The sequence below is a fragment of the Rhizobium sp. RHZ01 genome, assembly GCF_014851595.1.
GTDB lineage: Bacteria > Pseudomonadota > Alphaproteobacteria > Rhizobiales > Rhizobiaceae > Rhizobium > Rhizobium altiplani.
In genome coordinates this window covers 64,489-84,055 of record NZ_JACUZZ010000021.1, presented here as the reverse complement: position 1 = coordinate 84,055, position 19,567 = coordinate 64,489, and the positions used below count along the sequence as shown (strand labels likewise).

The window sequence follows — 19,567 nt, the reverse complement described above, 5'->3', positions numbered from 1 at the left end:
CTAGGGTTTGTTGAAAGCAGCCTCTCGCGAGGTTTTTCGTTTACCGCCCTTGGAATGCGCCGCTTCTGTCACAGCTTTTTCTCTTGCCGCCGCTAAATGCTTGGTGGAAACATTGATCACCTAGGGACGGCGGAGCGCAGGGGATATGGCTTCGCCGAAAAATCAGGAGAGCAGGATGACGAATTTTCAGTTCGGTCTGTTGACCGCGTCGATGCTGGCGCTGTCAAGCAGCGCCGCTTTTGCCGATTACGAACTCAATATCCTTCACATCAACGATTTCCATTCGCGCATCGAGTCGATCAACAAGTTCGATTCCACCTGCTCGGCCGAGGAAGAAGGCAAGAAGGAATGCTTCGGCGGCGCCGCCCGCCTGAAGACCGCGATCGACCAGCGTCGCGCCGCCCTGAACGGCAAGAACACGCTGCTGCTGAATGCCGGCGACAATTTCCAGGGATCGCTCTTCTACACGACCTACAAGGGCGCGGTCGAAGCCGAAATGCTGAATGACATGAAGTTCGACGTCATGACCGTCGGCAACCACGAGTTCGACGACAGCGAGGATGGCCTGGCGACCTTCCTCGACAAGGTGCAATTCCCAGTCATTTCGGCCAATGTCCTGGCCGGTGACGGCTCCAAGCTCGGCGATCGCATCAAGCCTTCGCTGGTGCTCGAGGTCGGCGGCCAGAAGATTGGCATCGTCGGCGCCGTGACCAACGATACCGAAGAACTGTCCTCGCCCGGCCCGAAGGTGATGATCGCCGACGACGTGCAGACCATCACCGCGGCCGTCGAAGACTTGAAGAAGCAAGGCATCAACAAGATCATCGCGCTGACCCATGTCGGCTATCCGCGCGACCTCGCAGCCATCGCCAAGATCCCCGATGTCGACGTCGTCGTCGGCGGCCATTCGCACAGCCTGCTGTCCAACACCGACCCGAAGGCGGAAGGCCCCTACCCGACGATGGTCGACAATCCCGGCGGCTACAAGGTGCCGGTGGTTCAGGCGGCATCGTACAGCAAGTATCTCGGCGACCTCGTCGTCACCTTCGATGACAACGGCGTCGTCAAGGACGCCAAGGGCGACCCGATCCTGATCGATTTCTCCTTCACTCCGGATCCGAGCCTCACCGCGCGTATCGCCGAACTCGCCAAGCCGATCGAAGAACTGCGCAAGAAGGTCATCGGTTCCAGCGAAGCCCCGATCCAAGGCGACCGCACTGTCTGCCGAGTCGAGGAATGCTCAATGGGCAACCTCGTCGCCGACGCCATGCTCGACCGCGGCAAGAGCCAGGGCATGAGCGTCGCCATCCAGAATGGCGGCGGTCTGCGCGCCTCGATCGATGCCGGCGACGTCACTCAGGGCGAAGTCATCACCGTGCTGCCGTTCCAGAACACGCTGGCGACCTTCCAGCTGACGGGTGCCGATATCCGCAAGGCTCTCGAAAATGGCCTGAGCCAGATTGAACAGGGCGCCGGCCGTTTCCCTCAGGTATCGGGCTTGAAATACACCTTCGATAAGACCAAACCTGCCGGCAGCCGCCTCGTTTCCGTCGAAGCGAAGGAAGGCGACGCCTTCGTGGTGCTCGACGATGCTAAGACCTACGGCGTCGTCACCAACAACTTCATGCGTGCAGGTGGCGATGGCTACTCGATCTTCGAGACGGCGGGCAAGAATGCCTACGACTTCGGACCGGACCTCGCCGACGTGACTGCCGAATATCTTGCAGCGCACTCGCCCTACAAGCCTTATACGGACGGTCGCGTGACCGAAGTCGCAGCCTCCGGTACCCAGGCAGCTGCCACGACGGCACCCGCACAGGCCGCGCCCGCCTCCCCGGCAGCACCGGCAGCTTCTACGGCACCCACCGCGGCAGCTCCGGCAGCGCTCGCCCCGAATACGCCGACCAACCACGTCATCGCCGCCGGCGATACGCTTTGGGATCTCTCCAAGCAGTTCTATGGCGAGGGCGCGCTCTGGAAGAAGATTTCCGACGCCAACGGCACGCCGGCGCCACGCCACCTGACGATCGGTAAGGAACTGCAGATTCCGTCGAAGTAAGACGATTTGTCTCGATTCTGAAAGCCGGTCCGGGGTTCCGCGGACCGGCTTTTGTTTCTATAGGGTGAACCACCGAAGTCCGGCTGCGTGTGAGCCGGTCAGACAAGACACCAAGGGTTTAAATGACGACCATTGAAACTGCGCACCGCCCGGCGGACCACCCGCCCGTCAAATCAGGCAAGGTCGGCGTCCTGCTCGTTAATCTGGGCACGCCCGATGGCACCGATTACACGTCCATGCGCCGTTACCTGAAGGAATTCCTGACCGACAAGCGCGTCATCGAGTGGTCACCCTGGAAGTGGTACCCGATCCTCTTCGGCATCGTCCTCAACACGCGCCCGCAAAAGGTGGGCAAGGCCTATGAGACGATCTGGAACAAGGACAGGAACGAGAGCTACCTGCGCACCTACACGCGCAACCAGTCCGATCTCATGGCCGAACGCTTGAAGGACCTGCCAAACGTGAAGGTGGATTGGGCAATGCGCTATGGCACGCCCTCGATTCCATCGCGCATCGAGGCGCTGAAGGACGAGGGTTGCGATCGCATCGTTCTTTTCCCGCTTTATCCGCAATACGCCGCCGCAACGACGGCAACCGTCAACGACAAGGCCTTCCAGCAGCTACTCAAGATGCGCTGGCAGCCGGCGCTGCGGACCGTCCCTGACTATCACGACGACGAGACCTACATCGAAGCACTTGCCAATTCGGTGAAGGACCATTTGGCGACGCTCGACTGGCAGCCGGACATGGTACTCGCCTCCTTCCACGGCATTCCTATGTCCTATTTCAAGCTTGGCGATCCCTATTATTGCCAGTGCCAGAAGACCGGCCGCCTGCTGCGCGAACGGCTGGGACTGCCGGAAGACAAGTTCATGGTGACCTTCCAATCCCGTTTCGGGCCGGAAGAGTGGCTGCAGCCCTATACCGACAAGACGGTGGAGAAGCTGGCCCAAGACGGCGTCAAGAAGATCGCCGTTCTGAACCCCGGTTTCGTGTCCGACTGTCTGGAGACACTGGAAGAAATCGCCGAGCAGGCCGCTCATTCCTTCCATGAGAATGGCGGCGAGAAGTTCGCTCACATCCCCTGCCTCAACGACAGCGAGGATGGCATGCGAGTGCTCGAAAAGGTCGTTCGCCGCGAACTGCTCGGCTGGGCCTGATCAGACGCCGCGCTTGTTGCCCCAGAGCAGAACATGCAACTGGGGCAGCACACGGGCCTCGAACCACCGGTCCTCGGTCACCTTGTCGACCAGCCACAGCATCCTGTCCATGATACCGTCGATATCGACGCGCGCATCGTCGTCGTCAGGCGGCGGAGGCGTGTGGTTCCCCGGCTGCAGATAGACGGGCAGATCGGGATAGCGCGCCGCCGCCTCGCGGGCATAGGCATAGTCGCGGTCGTCGAAGACGACGATCTTCAGCGCGATATCGGGCCCGCAGGCCGCCATCTTGAGACAGACCTCGAACGCATCCCAATCCGTCGCCATGCCGCTCGAGGGCGGCTTCAGGCTCAGCACCAGCACATCAAGATCGGCAAACCACTCCTTGGCGACGCTCCCCTGCGTTTCCAGCGCGAATCTGTAGCCTTGCTCATGCCCATGCGCGATCAGACCGCCAAGCGGCTGGATCGCCGGGTTGCCACCCGAAAGCGAGACCATCAGAGGCTTGCCGCCGGAGAGCCGCGTCACCTCCGCCCATATGCCATCGACGGTCATCGGCAGCCATTGATCGCGATACTCGCTATCCACAGCATGCAGGCTGTCGCACCAAGAACAGCGATAATCGCAGCCGCCGGTGCGAACGAAGACGGTCGGCAGGCCGATCAGGACGCCTTCCCCCTGGATCGTCGGCCCGAAGATCTCGCTGACGCGGATCTGGGCCTCGCGAGCCCCGCTCACGGTCGGTATTCCGCCCAGGTCTTCGGTGTCTCGCTGACGCGCACGGCGGAAGTCTCCGGCAGTCGCTCCTTGCACCAGTCGTAGAAGTGCTTGGCGAGATATTCCGAGGTCACGCGATCATGGCCGAACACCTCATTCAGATGCCGATGGTCGAAGCGCTCGTCGATGTAGCGCTTCAGCGGCGAAAGCTCTTGATAGTCTCGAACGAAGCCGTTCTCGTCGAGTTCGGCGGCGGCCAGTTCCACCACGACGATATAGTTGTGACCGTGCAGGCGAGCACACTGGTGATCGGCGGGCAGATGCGTCAGCTGATGCGACGCGGAAAAGTGAAACTCCTTGGTGATGCGAAACATCACTTCACCTCCCTGGCCGAATAGCCTGCTGTGGCCGCCACCCAGAAATCCGGATCCTCGTATTCCGTGGGGTCGGCGACGCCGGCCAGATGAAAGGCCTCGCGCCGCTCGACGCAGGTGCCGCACCGTCCGCAATGGCGCGTACCGCCCTTGTAGCAGGACCATGTCTCGGCAAATGGCGTCCCGTATTTCGCACCATCGGTAACGATATCGGCTTTCGAGACGTTGACGTAGGGAGCCAGCAGCGAAACACTGGCATAGCCATCCAGCGCCTGGTTCTGCATCTCCTGGAAAGCATCGATGAAGCCCGGGCGGCAATCGGGATAGATGAAGTGGTCGCCGCCATGCACGGCAACGGCGACCGCGTCGGCTTTCTGGGCCGCTGCGAGACCGAACGCGATTGCAAGCATGATTGCGTTGCGGTTCGGCACCACGGTCGCCTTCATCGTCTCCTCGGCATAGTGGCCGTCGGGCACGTCGACATCGTCGGTCAGGGCCGAACCCGTCAGGTGCCGGCCGATGGTGCGGATGTCGATGATCTGGTGCGGTACGCCGAGCCGCTTGGCGCAGGCTGTGGCAAAGTCCAGTTCCTTGCGGTGGCGCTGTCCGTAATCGAAGGAAAGCAGGCTGATAAGCTGATGCTCCGCCGCCACGCGATGGGCGAGCGAAATGGAGTCCAATCCGCCGGAGCAGATGACGATCGTCTTCATGATGAGGATCCCTTGTTTTGACCGGGTGGGCTGCGACCGGTATTTCCTGCGCGCCTTCTAATGCAAAGCGCTCCCGTTGTGAATAGTCGACTGACATCCCATATCGAATCCATAAACCGGATAGCTTCGCCAGCCGAAGATGCTGGCGTTTCAGGCCGGCTCGTCTAAGGTTGCATCAGTCGATTCTATCGCGGGGGAGTTTCATGGTTCTGAGTGGCTTCGATATCGTCGTCATAGCACTGGTGATCTTCGTCATCCTCGTGCTGTTTGCAGGCATCAAGATCGTGCCGCAGGGCTACCGCTACACCCTCGAGCGTTTCGGCCGCTATACGCGCACGCTGGAGCCCGGCCTCAACCTCATCACCCCCTTCATCGAGCGTATCGGCGCCCGCATGAACGTCATGGAACAGGTCCTGAACGTGCCGACCCAGGAGGTTATAACCAAGGATAACGCCTCCATCTCGACCGACGCCGTCGCTTTCTACCAGGTCCTCAACGCCGCCGAGGCAGCCTATCAGGTCGCGAACCTCGAGAATGCCGTCTTGAACCTGACGATGACCAACATCCGTACCGTCATGGGGTCGATGGATCTCGACGAATTGCTCTCGAACCGTGATGCCATCAACGACCGGCTGCTGCACGTCGTCGACGATGCCGTCCGGCCTTGGGGCATCAAGGTGACGCGCATCGAGATCAAGGACATCCAGCCACCACGCGACCTGGTGGACGCCATGGCGCGGCAGATGAAGGCCGAACGCGAGAAGCGCGCGCAGGTGCTGGAGGCCGAAGGCTCCCGTAACGCTCAGATCCTGCGTGCCGAGGGCTCCAAGCAATCGGCAATCCTGCAGGCCGAGGGTCAGCGCGAAGCCGCCTTCCGCAACGCCGAGGCTCGAGAACGCCTCGCCGAAGCAGAAGCCAAGGCAACCAAGATGGTGTCGGAGGCGATTGCATCGGGCAACATTCAGGCCGTCAACTATTTCGTAGCCCAGAAATATACCGAAGCTCTCACCGCGATCGGTACCGCCGGTAGTTCGAAGGTCGTGCTGATGCCGGTCGAGGCTTCGTCCATCATCGGCTCGCTTGGCGGCATTGGAGCGATCGCCAGGGAGGTCTTCGGCGACAACCCGACGCCGCCGCCACCACCACGCCAGCAGTCAACCCCGCGAACCACCCCGGCCGTCAACCCCTTCAACCCGCCAACGGAGCGCTGAGCCATGATCGCCAGCCTCGTCGCGGAACTCGGACCCTGGAGCTGGTGGATCGCCGGCTTGGTGCTGCTGGCCGCAGAATTGATCGCGCCGGGCGTCTTCCTTGTCTGGATCGGGCTTGCCGCCCTTATCGTCGGCATGCTGTCGCTACTGTTCTGGGACAGCAGCTTCTGGCTTTGGCAGGTTCAGGCCATCCTCTTTGCGCTTCTTGCAGTCGTGGCAACGGTGGTCGGCCGCAAGCTGACCCTGCAGCACGGTGAAACCGATCAGCCTTTCCTCAATCAGCGGGCCGAAAGCCTCATCGGGCGCACCGCGACGCTGGCGGAGCCCATCCGCGAAGGGCGCGGTCGTATTCGCCTCGACGATACGTTCTGGCTCGTAAACGGCCCGGACCTGCCTGTAGGCACCAAGGTAAAGGTGGTGGCGAGCAGCGGGCGCGATCTGACGGTAGAACAGGTCTGATCAGGCCACGCCGATCCGAAGCAGATCATGGAAGTGCACGAGCCCGATCGGGCGGTTGTCGTCGTCGACCACGATCAGTGCTCCGATGCTGTGCTGGTTGAGCATGGCAAGCGCGGCCGTTGCCAGCACTGTCGGCTTCACCGTCTTTGGTGTCCGCGTCATGATATCGTCGACAACGAGCTCGGAGAGGTTGCGCGTCAGGTTGCGTGCCAGGTCGCCTTCCGTGATGATGCCGCAGAGGCGCTCATCCTCGTCCAGAATACCGACGCAGCCGAAATGCTTCCGAGACAACGTCGAGATCGCCAGCGGCACCGGCGTTCCCTTGGCCACCAACGGGACGCGATCGCCCGTATGCATGATATCGGCGACATGGCTGAGACTCGCCCCGAGTTTGCCGCCCGGATGGAACACGTGAAAGTCGCGCGCCGTAAAGCCTCGTGCCTCAAGCAGCGCGATGGCAAGCGCATCGCCCATGGCGAGCTGCATCAGCGTCGAGGTGGTCGGAGCCAGCCCATGCGGACAGGCCTCTTCCTCGTTCGGCATCAACAGGACAATGTCGGATGCCGTGGCAAGCGACGATCTTTCGGAACATGTGACGGCAATCAGCGGAATCGAGAACCGGCGCGTATAGCCGATGATGCTGCGAAGCTCGGCACTTTCGCCGCCCTTGGAAAGGGCAAGGACGATATCCGTCGTGCCGATCATTCCGAGATCGCCATGGTTTGCCTCGGCCGCATGGACAAAGAAGGCCGGCGTTCCTGTCGACGCCAGCGTCGCCGCGATCTTCACACCGATGTGGCCGCTCTTGCCGACGCCTGTAACGATGACGCGACCGGTGACGCCGTTGATCGTCTCGACGGCCCGCATGAAAGGCCCGGCCAAGCCGTCGTCAAAAGCTCGCTCCAGGGCCTCAAGCGCCCGCCTCTCGGTGCCGATTGTCCGTTTCGCAGACTCCAGGACACCGTTTTCGATGACATTTACCGCTCTCTTGATCATGGCACTGCGTTAGCGGTTTTCATCCGCCGTGTCCATCGGCTGCCCTCACGGGCATCGCAGCGCAACGAATGGTTAACCACAAGCCTTTACGTTCGGGTAACGCTTCGACGCATGCCAGGATACACATGAGCCATTGGAAGGACACGAGCAGTCTCACGCCGCTCCGCGCGACGGGCTTTGCCGTGTCCATGGCTCTGATGACAGGCACTTTCCTCGCGCCCCACGCCGTACTTGCGCAGTCGACGCCCGTTTCCAACAGCTCGATCCGCTCGTCCACCGCACCTGCTGCTGCGGCGGTGGAGGATGAAGGCGATATCCCTGAAACACCGGCCGGCACTATGTCAACGGCCGACAATGCGGCGCCAGCGGCCACTGCTGCGCCGATTGCGGCTGCCGATCAAAAACCGAGCGACGAGACGACCGGTGCGATCCTCGATGAGGACATGATACGCCTCAACACGCGCGAAGCGCCGCTCGACGAGCGGCTGCCGGCCCGCAAGCCGGAGCCGAATCCGGCGGCCGAGGAAACGCCGGGCATCCGCATCGGCACCTTCGTTCTGCGTCCGACCGTTACCCAGAGCATCAACACCGAGACGCAGAAGGACGCCGGCATCAAACAGACGCGTGGCTTCCTCGAAACGGATCTGCACGCCACGATGACCTCCGACTGGGCGCTGCACCAACTCACGGTGACCACCGACGGCGCCTGGCAGAAGAACGTCAGCGGCGAAGGCGAGGAACAGCCGGATTTCAGGATCGACGGCGACCTGCGGCTCGATCTTCCCGAGGATACGACCGCACATATCATCGGCGGCTACCATTTCTACCGCGAAGACACTGATGATCCGAATGCCATCCAGAACGCGGACCAGCAATCGGATGTTCAGGAATTCAGCACCGGCGCCTCGATCGAACGCGACTTCGGCATCCTGCGCGGCAGCACCGCTATCGATGTCAGCCGTACGATCTATTCCGACGCGACATTGTCCGATGGAACGACCGTTTCGCTGGCCGATCGCAACGAGACGAGCGGCACGATCCGCGGCCGCATCGGCTACGAGCTTTCCCCGGCTCTCATCCCCTTCATCGAAGGCAATGTCGGCAAGACGGTCTATGACGAGAGTATCGATTCCGCCGGCTTCCGCAGGTCGGGAGATAGCTATGGCGCCAAGGTCGGCGTCGAGCTCGATTTGGGTGAAAAACTCCGCGGCGAGGTCGGGGTTGGCTATCAGACTGCCACCTTCGACGACGACCGCCTCTCGGACATCGACGCGGCCGTGGTGGATGCTCAGCTATTCTGGTCGCCGCTCAGAGGTACGGACGTCGACATCGGCCTGCTGACAAGCATCAACCCGTCGACCACAGCTGGCGAATCGGGCTACGTTTCGCATGCTTTGACGACGGGCGTCACGCATCAACTGCGTGATAATCTGACAGGCACTGTCCTCGGCGGCATCATCTATCGCGACTATCCGTCGGATAGCCCGACCAGCGACGAGACGGTCTACACCACGAGCGCCGGGCTGACCTGGAACATCAACCGCTACCTCGATATGACCAGCACCATTGGCTACGAGCTGACGTCCCGCAAGACAAGCAGCGATTCCGAGCAATGGCGGGCCGGCGTCGGTCTGAAACTGAAGCACTGAAACGAAATCCGCCTCCAAGTGGGAGCCTTGGAGGCGGACTAATTCGTTTGACAGGCAGGCTGGTTTCAGAGGCCCTTCAGCAGCGCCTTGAAGCCTTCCTCGACGGTCGGGCGGATGTCCGCACGTTCCAGGGCGAAGGCCACGTTGGCCAGGATGAAGCCGTCTTTGGCGCCGCAGTCATAGGTCGTGCCGCGGAAGTGATAGCCCGCGAACGTCTGGTCCTTCAGCAGCTTCAGCATGCCGTCGGTCAGCTGGATTTCGTTGCCAGCGCCTCGTTCCTGGGTTTCCAGGATCTTGAAGACTTCAGGCTGCAGGATATAGCGGCCGTTGATGAAATAGTTCGACGGTGCCGTGCCCTTGGCAGGCTTCTCGACCATGCCGGTGATGCGAAAGCCATCACCGATCGCTTCGCCGACGCCGACGATGCCGTACTTGTGAGCTTGATCCGGGGCGCATTCCTCGACGGCGATGATGTTGCCGCCGCTCTGGGCATAAAGGTCGATCATGCCCTTCATGCATCCCTTGCCTTCGCTCTTCATGATCATGTCGGGCAAGAGCAGCGCAAACGGCTCGTTGCCGACGATCTCGCGAGCACACCAGACGGCATGGCCGAGGCCAAGCGGCTCCTGCTGACGAGTGAAGCTGACCGTACCAGCCTTGGGAAGCTGGCCAGCAAGCAGCGTCATTTCCGCCTGCTTGCTGCGCTCGCGCAGCGTCTGCTCAAGCTCGAAATGGATATCGAAGTAGTCTTCGATGATGTGTTTGTTACGACCTGTGACGAAAACGAAATGCTCGATGCCCGCTTCCAAAGCTTCGTCGACCACATACTGAATGATCGGTTTGTCGACGACAGTCAGCATTTCCTTCGGCACGGCTTTGGTGGCCGGGAGAAAGCGAGTCCCGAGACCCGCGACCGGAAATACAGCTTTGCGAACTTTTTTATGCTCTGCCACACAATCCTCCTGCGATAACTACACCGCTTGAAATAAAGGCATTTTTGATTGAACTAGATGCGATTTGCTACAGTTTTGCAAATGGTGACTGCGTTCCTACGTCATGGTAAAGAATTTGTTGACTTCGTTCAGGTAGTCTCAGGCCTGAGCGGAAATTTGCGCTCCGCTGTGCCTGAAACGAAAGGACGGATGACCGCCGATGACTCAAAATCACAGAAATTCCCTTCGTGGTCTTGCTATTGCACTCATCGTGACCGCGTCCGCCGGCCTGGCCCCCATCAACGCGAAAGCAGATCAGCGGTTCCAGAAGTGGATCGCGGACTTCTATCAAACTGCCGCTCAAAATGGCATCAGCAAGGCAACCTATCGCAAAGCCTTCTCAGGCGTCAGCGATCCGGATCCGACAGTGCTGGAAAAGGCTGCCTATCAGCCTGAATTTACAACGAAAATCTGGGACTACGTTGATTCCCGTGTAAATCCGTACACGGTGCAGATCGGCCGTCAGATGGCCGCCAAACATGCCTCGACGCTGAATGCGGTCCAACGCCAGTTCGGTGTGGACAAGACGATTCTCCTGGCCATCTGGTCGATGGAATCCAATTATGGCGCAGTTCTCGACAAGGACGACCGCCTGCACTACGTGCCGCGCGCCTTGGCGACCCTCGCCTATGCCGACGAACGCCGCGCGAAGTTCGCCAAGAAGCAACTCATTGCGGCGCTGAAGATCCTGCAGAATGGCGATATCTCGCCCGATGGCATGACCGGCTCCTGGGCCGGCGCCATGGGCCACACCCAATTCATTCCGACAAGCTACCTGCTCTATGCGGTCGACGCCGACGGCAACGGACATCGCGACATCTGGAACTCCGTGCCTGATGCTCTCGCCACGTCCGCCAACCTGCTGCGGAAAAACGGGTGGGATGCTGGCAAAACCTGGGGCTATGAAGTGGTCGTGCCGCCGAATGCCAGAAAACAGGTCGGTAAAACGCATACACTGGCGCAGTGGGCCTCCCTCGGCCTTAGCCGGCCGAACGGCAAGAGCTTCCGCGATGGCGGCAGCAAGGCCGTGCTCAAGATGCCGGCCGGCCCCGATGGCCCGGGCTTCCTGATGACCAGCAATTTCTTCACCATCAAGAACTACAACGCGTCGGACAGTTACGCGATTGCGGTCGGACTGCTGGCGGACGAGATCGCCGGCTACGGCGGCATGAAGCAGCCCTGGCCACGACCGAACGGTACGCTTGATATGAAGCAAAAGTTCGAACTGCAGACGCGCCTGAAGACACTCGGTTATTACGACGGCGAGGTCGACGGGAACTTCGGCAGCGGATCCAAGGCCGCGATTGCCGCGGTCCAGGCTCGCATCGGAATGCAGCAGGACGGTGAGCCATCGCTGCCGCTCCTGAACGCGCTTCGCAAGTAGACGGAATAATCGGCAACATACACTTTTGGAGTGTGGACGCGAGTTCCCGCTCCATGCGAGAATGCCGGCAGATGCGAGGCTGCTGATTATGCGTAAACGAGTACACCGGGCAACGCTCCGCTGGGGTGCGATTGGCACCGCAACGTTGGTGCTCGTCTTCAGCGCGCTGCCGGTGCACGTGGCCGATGCGCAGGAGCGGTATTACTATCGCCGCTCGATTCTCGATTTTTTCTTTGGCCGTCGCTACATCCAGGAATATCCGCCACAGGCACCGTCTCAGAACGCGCCGCAGCGACAGCCTGCGCCGAGAAGGAAAGCGCCGTCGCCGAAGGCGGCTGCGGCTCCCCGTCCCGCCGCTCCCGTCGTCGTTGAGGAAAAGGCGGTCGAGAAGCTTGCCAACGCCCAGAAGATCCTCGTCGTCGGCGATTTTCTCGCCGGCGGTCTTGGCGTCGGCATGGACGCTGCTTTCAAGGATTCTCCCGGCGTCGTGGTCGAGACACATAGCAACGTCGCCTCGGGTCTGGTCCGAGACGACTACTATGACTGGCCGCAACAGCTGACAAAATTCATGGACGAGGCGAAGCCCGCCATGGTCATCGTCATGCTCGGCGCGAATGACCGCCAGCAGATGGTGACGGATATCGGCAAGGAGAAATTCAGGACCGACGGTTGGTATGCCGAATATCAGCGCCGCGTCGTGGCCTTCGGCCAGCAGGTCACCAGCCGCAAGATTCCGCTGCTCTGGGTCGGACTACCCGCCTTCGATTCGCCTGCGATGACCGCCGATGCCGTGCAGCTTAACCAGCTGTTCCGCAAGCAGATGGAGAGCGTCGGCGGCGAGTTCGTCGACATCTGGGACGGTTTCGTCAGCGAAGGCGGCGACTTCATCGTCACCGGCTCGGATATCAACGGCCAGCAGGTCCGCCTACGCACCTCGGATGGCATCAACCTCACGGAAGCAGGCCGGCGCAAGCTTGCCTTCTATGTCGAAAAGCCCGTGCGCCGCATTCTCGGGGTACAGGCAAGCCCGGACCTCGTCCGCCTTGACGCGGGCAATGCGCCGGTGATCGACGCTGTGGCAATGCCCGGCCGCACCGAGCCGATCAGCCTCTCTGATCCCAACCTGGATGGCGGCGCGGAACTTCTTGGCGGCAGGGCACTCCCGGTCAGTGCCACCAAGTCGCCACGTGATCTTCTGGTTCAGGATGGCGAGATGGCGGCTCCCCCTGTTGGCCGCGTAGATGACTATCGCATGGCTCCTGTGAAGCCCACCGCTCAGGTCACCATCAAATAGCCCGGCTGCATGAAGCCGCGCTCCAAAAACGCGCTCTTGATCTCAGTCGAACGCGAGGCTCACCAAACGAAAAAGGGCCGCTCAGAGCGGCCCAAAATCCAATCATCAACTGTGTCGCTTACCGCGGCAGAACCGTCGAGCCCATCAGGGCTTCGTCGATGGCGCGGGCGGCCTGGCGGCCTTCGCGGATCGCCCAGACCACCAGCGACTGACCGCGGCGCACGTCGCCCGCCGTCCAGAGCTTGTCGACCGAGGTCTTGTAGTCGCGGTCGTCGGCAACGACGTTGGTCGAGCCGCGACGGTCGGTGTTGAGCGTGAGCTTGCCGTCGAGTTCCTTGAGCACGCTGTCCTTGAACGGGCCGCTGAAACCGATCGCGATGAAAGCAAGGTCGGCCTTGATGATGAACTCGGTGCCGGCGATCGGCTTGCGACGCTCGTCGACTTCGCAGCACTTCACGCCGGTCAGAACGCCATCTTCACCGACGAACTCGAGTGTTGCCACCTGGAACTCGCGAATTGCGCCTTCCGCTTGCGAGGACGACGTGCGCATCTTCGTTGCCCAGAACGGCCAGACAGCGAGCTTGTCTTCCTTCTCCGGCGGCTGCGGGCGGATGTCGAGCTGCGTGACCTTCACCGCGCCCTGGCGGAACGCCGTACCGACGCAGTCCGATGCGGTATCGCCACCGCCGACGACGACGACATGCTTGGCGCCGGCGAGGATCGGGTCAGAGGCCCAGCCGACGCTGTCGATGTTTTCACGGCCGACGCGCTTGTTCTGCTGCACGAGGTAGGGCATCGCGTCATGGACGCCCGAAAGCTCGATGCCCGGGATACCCGCTTCGCGTGGCGTTTCAGAACCGCCGCAATAGAGAACCGCATCGTGGTCTGCGAGCAGCTGCTCGACCTTCACGTCGACACCGACATTGACGCCACAGTGGAAGGTGACGCCTTCGCCCTTCATCTGCTCGACGCGGCGATCGATGAAGTTCTTTTCCATCTTGAAGTCAGGGATACCGTAGCGCAGCAGGCCGCCGGGCTTGCTTTCGCGTTCGTACACGTGAACCTCATGCCCTGCGCGGCCGAGCTGCTGTGCAGCCGCCATGCCGGCCGGGCCGGAACCGACGATCGCAACCTTCTTGCCGGTGTGAACCGTTGCCGGCTGCGGACGGATGAAGCCGAGCTCGTAGGCCTTGTCAGCGATCGCCTGTTCGACGGTCTTGATCGCAACCGGCGTGTCCTCGAGGTTCAGCGTGCAGGCTTCCTCGCAGGGCGCCGGGCAGACGCGGCCGGTGAACTCCGGGAAGTTGTTCGTCGAATGCAGGTTCTGGATCGCCGCTTCCCAGTTGTTGTTGTAGACGAGGTCGTTCCAATCCGGGATCTGGTTATGAACAGGGCAGCCGGTTGGCCCATGGCAATAGGGAATGCCACAGTCCATGCAGCGCGCTGCCTGTTTCTGCACTTCCTGGTCCGACATCGGGATCGTGAATTCGCGGAAATGCCGGATGCGATCCGAGGCAGGCTGATACTTTGCCACCTGCCGGTCGATTTCCAGAAACCCTGTGACCTTACCCATATTTTCGTCCCTTACACTCATGACCGCCTCGCCTGCGGCCAGTTGTCCATCGTCAGCCTCGACAGTGGAGGCAAGTTGCTTCTTTCGACCGTCATCCAGCATATCCCTTGAGTGCTATCCACGCGTCTGCGCTGCCTGAGGCTGCTGCCGATCCGTGGGTCATTGAGATATTTCGGTCATCCGCCGCGCCAGCCTTCGCCGGCGCAACGGAAGTAAGCGTATTTACTCGGCCGCAATTCCCATGCGGGCGCGTTCCATTTCTTCAAGCGCACGGCGGTACTCGACCGGCATGACCTTGCGGAACTTCGGACGGTAGTCGGCCCAGTTGTCCAAGATCTGCTTGGCGCGGGTGGAGCCCGTATAGTGCAGGTGGTTGGAGATCAACTGGTAGAGGCGCTCCTCATCGTGGCGCGTCATGTCACCGGAGACGTCGACGCGTCCCTTGTGCATGAGGTCGCCGCCGTGATGATGCAGCTTCTCCAGCATGTCGTCCTCCTCAGGAACCGGCTCGAGCTCGACCATCGCCATGTTGCAGCGCTTGGCGAAATCGCCGGCCTCGTCGAGTACGTAGGCAACGCCACCGGACATACCGGCCGCGAAGTTACGGCCCGTTTGGCCGAGAACGACCACCACACCACCCGTCATGTATTCGCAGCCGTGGTCGCCCACGCCTTCGACGATGGCGATCGCACCCGAGTTGCGGACCGCGAAGCGCTCGCCCGCGACACCGCGGAAGTAGCACTCGCCTTCGGTCGCACCATAGAGAACGGTGTTGCCGACGATGATCGACTCTTCCGCGACGATCTTCGAATTCTCAGGTGGCCGGACGATGATCTTGCCGCCCGAGAGGCCTTTGCCGACATAGTCATTGCCGTCACCGACCAGATTGAATGTGATGCCGCGTGCCAGGAAGGCGCCGAACGACTGGCCGGCCGTGCCCTTGAGCGTCACGTTGATCGTGTCGTCCTTGAGGCCGCGGTGGTTGTAGCGCTTGGCGACTTCGCCGGACAGCATCGCGCCAGCCGAACGGTCGACGTTCTTGATATCGACCTCGAAGGACACAGGGGTCTTCGAAGACAGTGCCGGCTCGGCCTCCGCGATCAGCTTGCGGTCGAGAACGTCGTCGATCGGGTGCTTCTGGCGTGATGTCCAGTAGGTCGCATCCTTCGGCGCCTCGACCTTGTGGAAGATGCGGCTGAAGTCGAGGCCCTTGGACTTCCAATGCGCCAGCATCTCGTCCTTCTCGAGCAGCTCCGAAGCGCCGATGATGTCATCGAGCTTGGTGAAGCCGAGCGAGGCCAAGATTTCGCGCACTTCGTTGGCGACGAAGAAGAAGTAGTTGACGACGTGCTCAGGCGTGCCCTTGAAGCGCTTGCGCAGGACCGGATCCTGCGTGGCAACGCCGACAGGACAGGTGTTCAGGTGGCACTTGCGCATCATGATGCAGCCGGCGGCGATGAGCGGCGCGGTCGCGAAGCCGAATTCGTCGGCACCGAGAAGCGCACCGATAATGACGTCGCGGCCGGTCTTCAGACCGCCATCGACCTGCAGGGCGATACGCGAACGCAGGCCGTTCAAGACAAGCGTCTGCTGCGTCTCGGCAAGGCCGATTTCCCACGGAGAACCGGCATGCTTCAGCGAGGTCAGCGGCGATGCGCCGGTGCCACCGTCGAAGCCGGAGACGGTGATGTGGTCGGCGCGCGCCTTGGCAACGCCGGCGGCGACCGTGCCGACGCCGACTTCCGAGACGAGCTTGACCGAGACATCGGACGTCGGGTTGACGTTCTTCAGGTCGTAGATCAGCTGCGCCAGATCTTCGATCGAATAGATGTCATGGTGCGGCGGCGGCGAGATAAGGCCGACACCCGGGGTCGAGTGACGTGTCTTGGCAACGGTCGCGTCGACCTTGTGGCCGGGCAGCTGGCCACCCTCGCCGGGCTTTGCGCCCTGCGCGACCTTGATCTGCAGCATATCCGCGTTGACGAGATATTCGGTCGTGACACCGAAACGTCCCGACGCGATCTGCTTGATCGCCGAACGCTCGGGGTTCGACGAACCATCCGGCAGCGGCATGTAGCGGTCGGACTCTTCGCCACCTTCGCCGGTGTTTGACTTGCCGCCGATCTTGTTCATCGCGATCGCGAGCGTCGTGTGCGCCTCGCGGGAGATCGAGCCGAAGGACATCGCGCCCGTCGAGAAACGTTTGACGATATCGGCAGCAGGCTCGACCTCATCGACCGAAACCGGCTCGCGGCCGAGCTGTTCGGCGCTCTTGATGTTAAAGAGGCCGCGGATGGTGTTCATGCGCAAGGCCGAGGTGTTCACCATCTCGGCGAACTCGCGGTAGCGGTCCTCGGCATTGCCGCGAACGGCGTGCTGCAGTGTGGCCACCGCATCCGGAGTCCAGGCATGGCTTTCACCGCGCATGCGGTAGGCATATTCGCCACCGATATCGAGCGTGGTCGCGAGCAGCGGATCCTTGCCGAAGGCGGAGGTGTGACGCGCAACAGTCTCTTCGGCGATCGCCGTGAGATCGACGCCTTCGATCATCGTCGCGGTACCGAAGAAGTACTTGTCAACCAGTTCCTGCTGCAGGCCGATCGCATCGAAGATCTGACCGCCGCAATAGGACTGATAGGTCGAGATGCCCATCTTCGACATGACCTTGAGGATGCCCTTACCGACCGCCTTGATGTAGCGGTAGACAACTTCGGAGGCGTCCACTTCCTTCGGGAACTCGCCCTTGGCATGCATGTCGAGCAGCGTGTCGAAGGCAAGATAAGGGTTGATCGCTTCGGCGCCGTAACCTGCGAGCAGGCAGAAGTGATGCACTTCGCGCGGCTCGCCGGTCTCGACGACGAGGCCGACCGAGGTGCGCAGACCCTTGCGGATCAGGTGATGGTGCACGGCAGCCGTCGCCAGCAGTGCCGGGATCGCTATACGATCAGGCCCGATCTGGCGGTCGGAGAGAACGATGATGTTGTAGCCGCCCTTGACGGCCGCTTCCGCGCGCTCGCAGAGGCGATCGAGCATCTCAGGCATGCCTTCGGCGCCACGCTCGACATCATAGGTGAAGTCGAGCGTCTTCGTGTCGAAGCGGTCTTCCGTGTGACCGATCGAACGGATCTTTTCGAGATCGCCGTTGGTAAGGATCGGCTGACGCACTTCCAGGCGCTTGGCGTTTGCCATGCCGGTATGGTCGAGAATGTTCGGACGCGGCCCGATGAACGAAACGAGGCTCATGACGAGCTCTTCGCGGATCGGGTCGATCGGCGGGTTGGTAACCTGCGCGAAGTTCTGCTTGAAGTAGGTGTAGAGCAGCTTCGACTTTTCCGACATGGCCGAGATCGGCGTGTCCGTGCCCATCGAGCCGACGGCTTCCTGGCCCGTGGTCGCCATCGGCGACATCAGGATCTTGGTGTCTTCGGTCGTGTAGCCGAAAGCCTGCTGGCGGTTGAGCAGCGACACGTCGCGGCGCAGCGCACGCGGCTCGACCGGCTTCAGGTCTTCGAGGATGAGCTGAGTGCGATCCAGCCAGTTGCGGTAAGGATGCTTGGTCGCGAGTTCGGACTTCACTTCCTCGTCGGAAACGATGCGGCCCTTCTCCATGTCGATCAGCAGCATCTTGCCCGGCTGCAGGCGCCACTTCTGCACGATATCCTCTTCAGCCACCGGCAGCGTGCCGGCTTCCGAAGCGAGGATGACGCGGTCGTCTGACGTGACGAGATAGCGGGCCGGGCGCAGACCGTTACGGTCGAGCGTCGCGCCGATCTGCTTGCCATCGGTGAAGGCGACAGCAGCCGGTCCGTCCCACGGCTCCATCAGGGCCGCATGGTATTCGTAGAATGCCTTCCGCTCGGCCGCCATCGACTGGTTGCCGGCCCAGGCTTCCGGGATCAGCATCATCACGGCATGTGCCATGGAGTAGCCGCCGCGCACGAGGAACTCGAGCGCGTTGTCAAAACAGGCAGTGTCCGACTGGCCTTCATACGAGATCGGCCAGAGCTTGGAGATATCCTCACCGAAGAGCGGCGAAGACACCGATGCCTGGCGCGCCGCCATCCAGTTGACGTTGGAGCGCAGCGTGTTGATTTCGCCGTTGTGGGCGACCATGCGGTAAGGGTGCGCCAGCTTCCAGGACGGGAAGGTGTTGGTCGAGAAGCGCTGGTGCACGAGGGCAACCGCGGACTCGAAGCGCGGGTCCGACAGGTCCTTGTAGTAGGCACCGACCTGATAGGCCAGGAACATGCCCTTGTAGACGACGGTCGCCGACGACAGCGACACCGGGTAGAAGTTGCTCTCCTCGCCGTCGAACTCGTCGTAGATGCGGTTGGAGATCACCTTGCGGAGCGTGAACAGGCGGCGCTCGAACTCGTCGTTCGTCGCCGCGTCCTTGCCAGCGCCGATGAAGACCTGAACGTGATGCGGCTCGGTGGCGGCGATGTCGGGCGCCTTCGACAGCGAGGAGTTGTCGACGGGCACGTCGCGGAATCCGATGAAGACCTGGCCTTCATCGGTGATGACGTCCTGGATCACCTTCTTGAAATGCGCGATCTGCTTTTCATCGTGCGGCATGAAGATGTGACCCATGCCGTACTCGCCGACCTTCGGCAGGGTGATGCCCTGCTTGGCCATTTCCTCACGGAAGAAGCGGTCCGGGATCTGCACGAGAATGCCCGCGCCATCACCCATAAGGGGGTCGGCGCCGACGGCACCGCGGTGCGTCAGGTTCTCGAGAATGAAGAGACCGTCCTTGACGATCTGGTGCGACTTCTGACCCTTCATATGGGCGACAAAGCCGACGCCGCAGGCATCGTGCTCGTTGCGTGGGTCGTAAAGCCCCTGTTTTCGCGGCAGACCGGAGGCGAATTTACGCGTATTGGCCGTCGCGCGCGTCGTTGCTGCTGCGAACTGGTCAAAACCCGTGGATGGCGTCTTCGTCATCTTTCCCTCCTGTCAGAGCCCGCGGGGCCGCGGGCGGCTTCTTGT

Annotated in this window: 14 protein-coding genes; 7 read left to right on the top strand and 7 right to left on the bottom strand. The window is 61.5% G+C overall.

All coding sequences use genetic code 11. The annotated features are described in order from the left end of the window. Nucleotides 1-175 precede the first annotated feature (175 nt). Both IB248_RS20995 and hemH read left to right on the top strand, forming a co-directional pair. Complete coding sequence (locus IB248_RS20995) at nucleotides 176-2,059, top strand: bifunctional metallophosphatase/5'-nucleotidase (protein ID WP_113470648.1); 1,884 nt, start codon at nucleotides 176-178, stop codon at nucleotides 2,057-2,059. 122 nt (nucleotides 2,060-2,181) lie between these two features. Continuing rightward, on the top strand, nucleotides 2,182-3,219 hold the full coding sequence (hemH, locus tag IB248_RS20990; RefSeq protein ID WP_113470647.1) for a ferrochelatase: 1,038 nt from the start codon (nucleotides 2,182-2,184) through the stop codon (nucleotides 3,217-3,219). Here the strand turns inward: hemH and queE are convergent, their stop codons facing one another. The 3 genes from queE to queC are packed head-to-tail and all read right to left on the bottom strand — an operon-like array spanning nucleotide 3,220 to nucleotide 5,020. Then, on the bottom strand, nucleotides 3,220-3,957 hold the full coding sequence (gene queE, locus IB248_RS20985) for a 7-carboxy-7-deazaguanine synthase QueE (RefSeq protein WP_192241590.1): 738 nt from the start codon (nucleotides 3,955-3,957) through the stop codon (nucleotides 3,220-3,222). After that, nucleotides 3,954-4,310, bottom strand: coding sequence for a 6-carboxytetrahydropterin synthase QueD (queD, locus tag IB248_RS20980; RefSeq protein WP_018859919.1), 357 nt, complete (start codon nucleotides 4,308-4,310; stop codon nucleotides 3,954-3,956). The genes queE and queD overlap by 4 nt, the downstream gene beginning before the upstream one ends. Beyond that, complete coding sequence (gene queC, locus IB248_RS20975) at nucleotides 4,310-5,020, bottom strand: 7-cyano-7-deazaguanine synthase QueC (RefSeq protein ID WP_018859918.1); 711 nt, start codon at nucleotides 5,018-5,020, stop codon at nucleotides 4,310-4,312. Before queC ends, queD begins: the two co-directional genes overlap by 1 nt. 203 nt (nucleotides 5,021-5,223) lie before the next feature. Between queC and IB248_RS20970 the strand changes: the two genes are divergently transcribed. Both IB248_RS20970 and IB248_RS20965 read left to right on the top strand, forming a co-directional pair. Then, on the top strand, nucleotides 5,224-6,231 hold the full coding sequence (locus IB248_RS20970; RefSeq protein WP_018859917.1) for an SPFH domain-containing protein: 1,008 nt from the start codon (nucleotides 5,224-5,226) through the stop codon (nucleotides 6,229-6,231). A gap of 3 nt (nucleotides 6,232-6,234) precedes the next feature. Next, nucleotides 6,235-6,690 carry an NfeD family protein gene (locus tag IB248_RS20965; protein ID WP_018859916.1) on the top strand — a complete coding sequence of 152 codons (456 nt, stop codon included), beginning with the start codon at nucleotides 6,235-6,237 and terminating at the stop codon, nucleotides 6,688-6,690. Here IB248_RS20965 and IB248_RS20960 read toward each other — a convergent pair whose 3' ends face one another. After that, nucleotides 6,691-7,686: a KpsF/GutQ family sugar-phosphate isomerase gene (locus IB248_RS20960; protein WP_018859915.1), complete on the bottom strand. Its 996-nt coding sequence runs from the start codon at nucleotides 7,684-7,686 to the stop codon at nucleotides 6,691-6,693. A 125-nt stretch (nucleotides 7,687-7,811) separates the two neighbouring features. On the opposite strand from IB248_RS20960, the gene IB248_RS20955 reads away from it, so the two are divergent. Then, entirely contained in the window at nucleotides 7,812-9,335 is a 1,524-nt protein-coding gene (locus IB248_RS20955; RefSeq protein WP_192241589.1) for an outer membrane beta-barrel protein, read from the top strand. Nucleotides 9,336-9,400: 65 nt separating this feature from the next. Here the strand turns inward: IB248_RS20955 and galU are convergent, their stop codons facing one another. After that, a complete protein-coding gene (gene galU, locus IB248_RS20950; RefSeq protein ID WP_007797839.1) occupies nucleotides 9,401-10,288 on the bottom strand; it encodes a UTP--glucose-1-phosphate uridylyltransferase GalU in 888 nt (295 codons plus the stop codon). Between the two features lie 199 nt (nucleotides 10,289-10,487). Here galU and IB248_RS20945 point away from each other — a divergent pair, with 199 nt between their 5' ends. Further along, nucleotides 10,488-11,711: a lytic murein transglycosylase gene (locus tag IB248_RS20945; RefSeq protein ID WP_018859913.1), complete on the top strand. Its 1,224-nt coding sequence runs from the start codon at nucleotides 10,488-10,490 to the stop codon at nucleotides 11,709-11,711. A 61-nt stretch (nucleotides 11,712-11,772) separates the two neighbouring features. Continuing rightward, nucleotides 11,773-13,005: a DUF459 domain-containing protein gene (locus IB248_RS20940; RefSeq protein ID WP_113470644.1), complete on the top strand. Its 1,233-nt coding sequence runs from the start codon at nucleotides 11,773-11,775 to the stop codon at nucleotides 13,003-13,005. Between the two features lie 118 nt (nucleotides 13,006-13,123). Here the strand turns inward: IB248_RS20940 and IB248_RS20935 are convergent, their stop codons facing one another. Together IB248_RS20935 and gltB are read right to left on the bottom strand one after the other, a co-directional pair. Beyond that, nucleotides 13,124-14,578 (bottom strand): glutamate synthase subunit beta, encoded by a 1,455-nt coding sequence (locus IB248_RS20935; RefSeq protein WP_026372160.1) that lies wholly within the window; start codon nucleotides 14,576-14,578, stop codon nucleotides 13,124-13,126. Between the two features lie 222 nt (nucleotides 14,579-14,800). Further along, a complete protein-coding gene (gltB, locus tag IB248_RS20930; RefSeq protein ID WP_018859910.1) occupies nucleotides 14,801-19,522 on the bottom strand; it encodes a glutamate synthase large subunit in 4,722 nt (1,573 codons plus the stop codon). Nucleotides 19,523-19,567: the final 45 nt, after the last annotated feature.

What these genes read in the sequence shown, in the direction of transcription:
- IB248_RS20935 (WP_026372160.1), bottom strand. Translation starts at nt 14,578, where the DNA reads ATGGGTAAGGTCACAGGGTTTCTGGAAATCGACCGGCAGGTGGCAAAG.
- IB248_RS20945 (WP_018859913.1), top strand. Translation starts at nt 10,488, where the DNA reads ATGACTCAAAATCACAGAAATTCCCTTCGTGGTCTTGCTATTGCACTC.
- queD (WP_018859919.1), bottom strand. Translation starts at nt 4,310, where the DNA reads ATGTTTCGCATCACCAAGGAGTTTCACTTTTCCGCGTCGCATCAGCTG.
- IB248_RS20995 (WP_113470648.1), top strand. Translation starts at nt 176, where the DNA reads ATGACGAATTTTCAGTTCGGTCTGTTGACCGCGTCGATGCTGGCGCTG.
- IB248_RS20970 (WP_018859917.1), top strand. Translation starts at nt 5,224, where the DNA reads ATGGTTCTGAGTGGCTTCGATATCGTCGTCATAGCACTGGTGATCTTC.
- IB248_RS20940 (WP_113470644.1), top strand. Translation starts at nt 11,773, where the DNA reads ATGCCGGCAGATGCGAGGCTGCTGATTATGCGTAAACGAGTACACCGG.
- IB248_RS20965 (WP_018859916.1), top strand. Translation starts at nt 6,235, where the DNA reads ATGATCGCCAGCCTCGTCGCGGAACTCGGACCCTGGAGCTGGTGGATC.
- queC (WP_018859918.1), bottom strand. Translation starts at nt 5,020, where the DNA reads ATGAAGACGATCGTCATCTGCTCCGGCGGATTGGACTCCATTTCGCTC.
- IB248_RS20960 (WP_018859915.1), bottom strand. Translation starts at nt 7,686, where the DNA reads ATGATCAAGAGAGCGGTAAATGTCATCGAAAACGGTGTCCTGGAGTCT.
- hemH (WP_113470647.1), top strand. Translation starts at nt 2,182, where the DNA reads ATGACGACCATTGAAACTGCGCACCGCCCGGCGGACCACCCGCCCGTC.
- gltB (WP_018859910.1), bottom strand. Translation starts at nt 19,522, where the DNA reads ATGACGAAGACGCCATCCACGGGTTTTGACCAGTTCGCAGCAGCAACG.
- IB248_RS20955 (WP_192241589.1), top strand. Translation starts at nt 7,812, where the DNA reads ATGAGCCATTGGAAGGACACGAGCAGTCTCACGCCGCTCCGCGCGACG.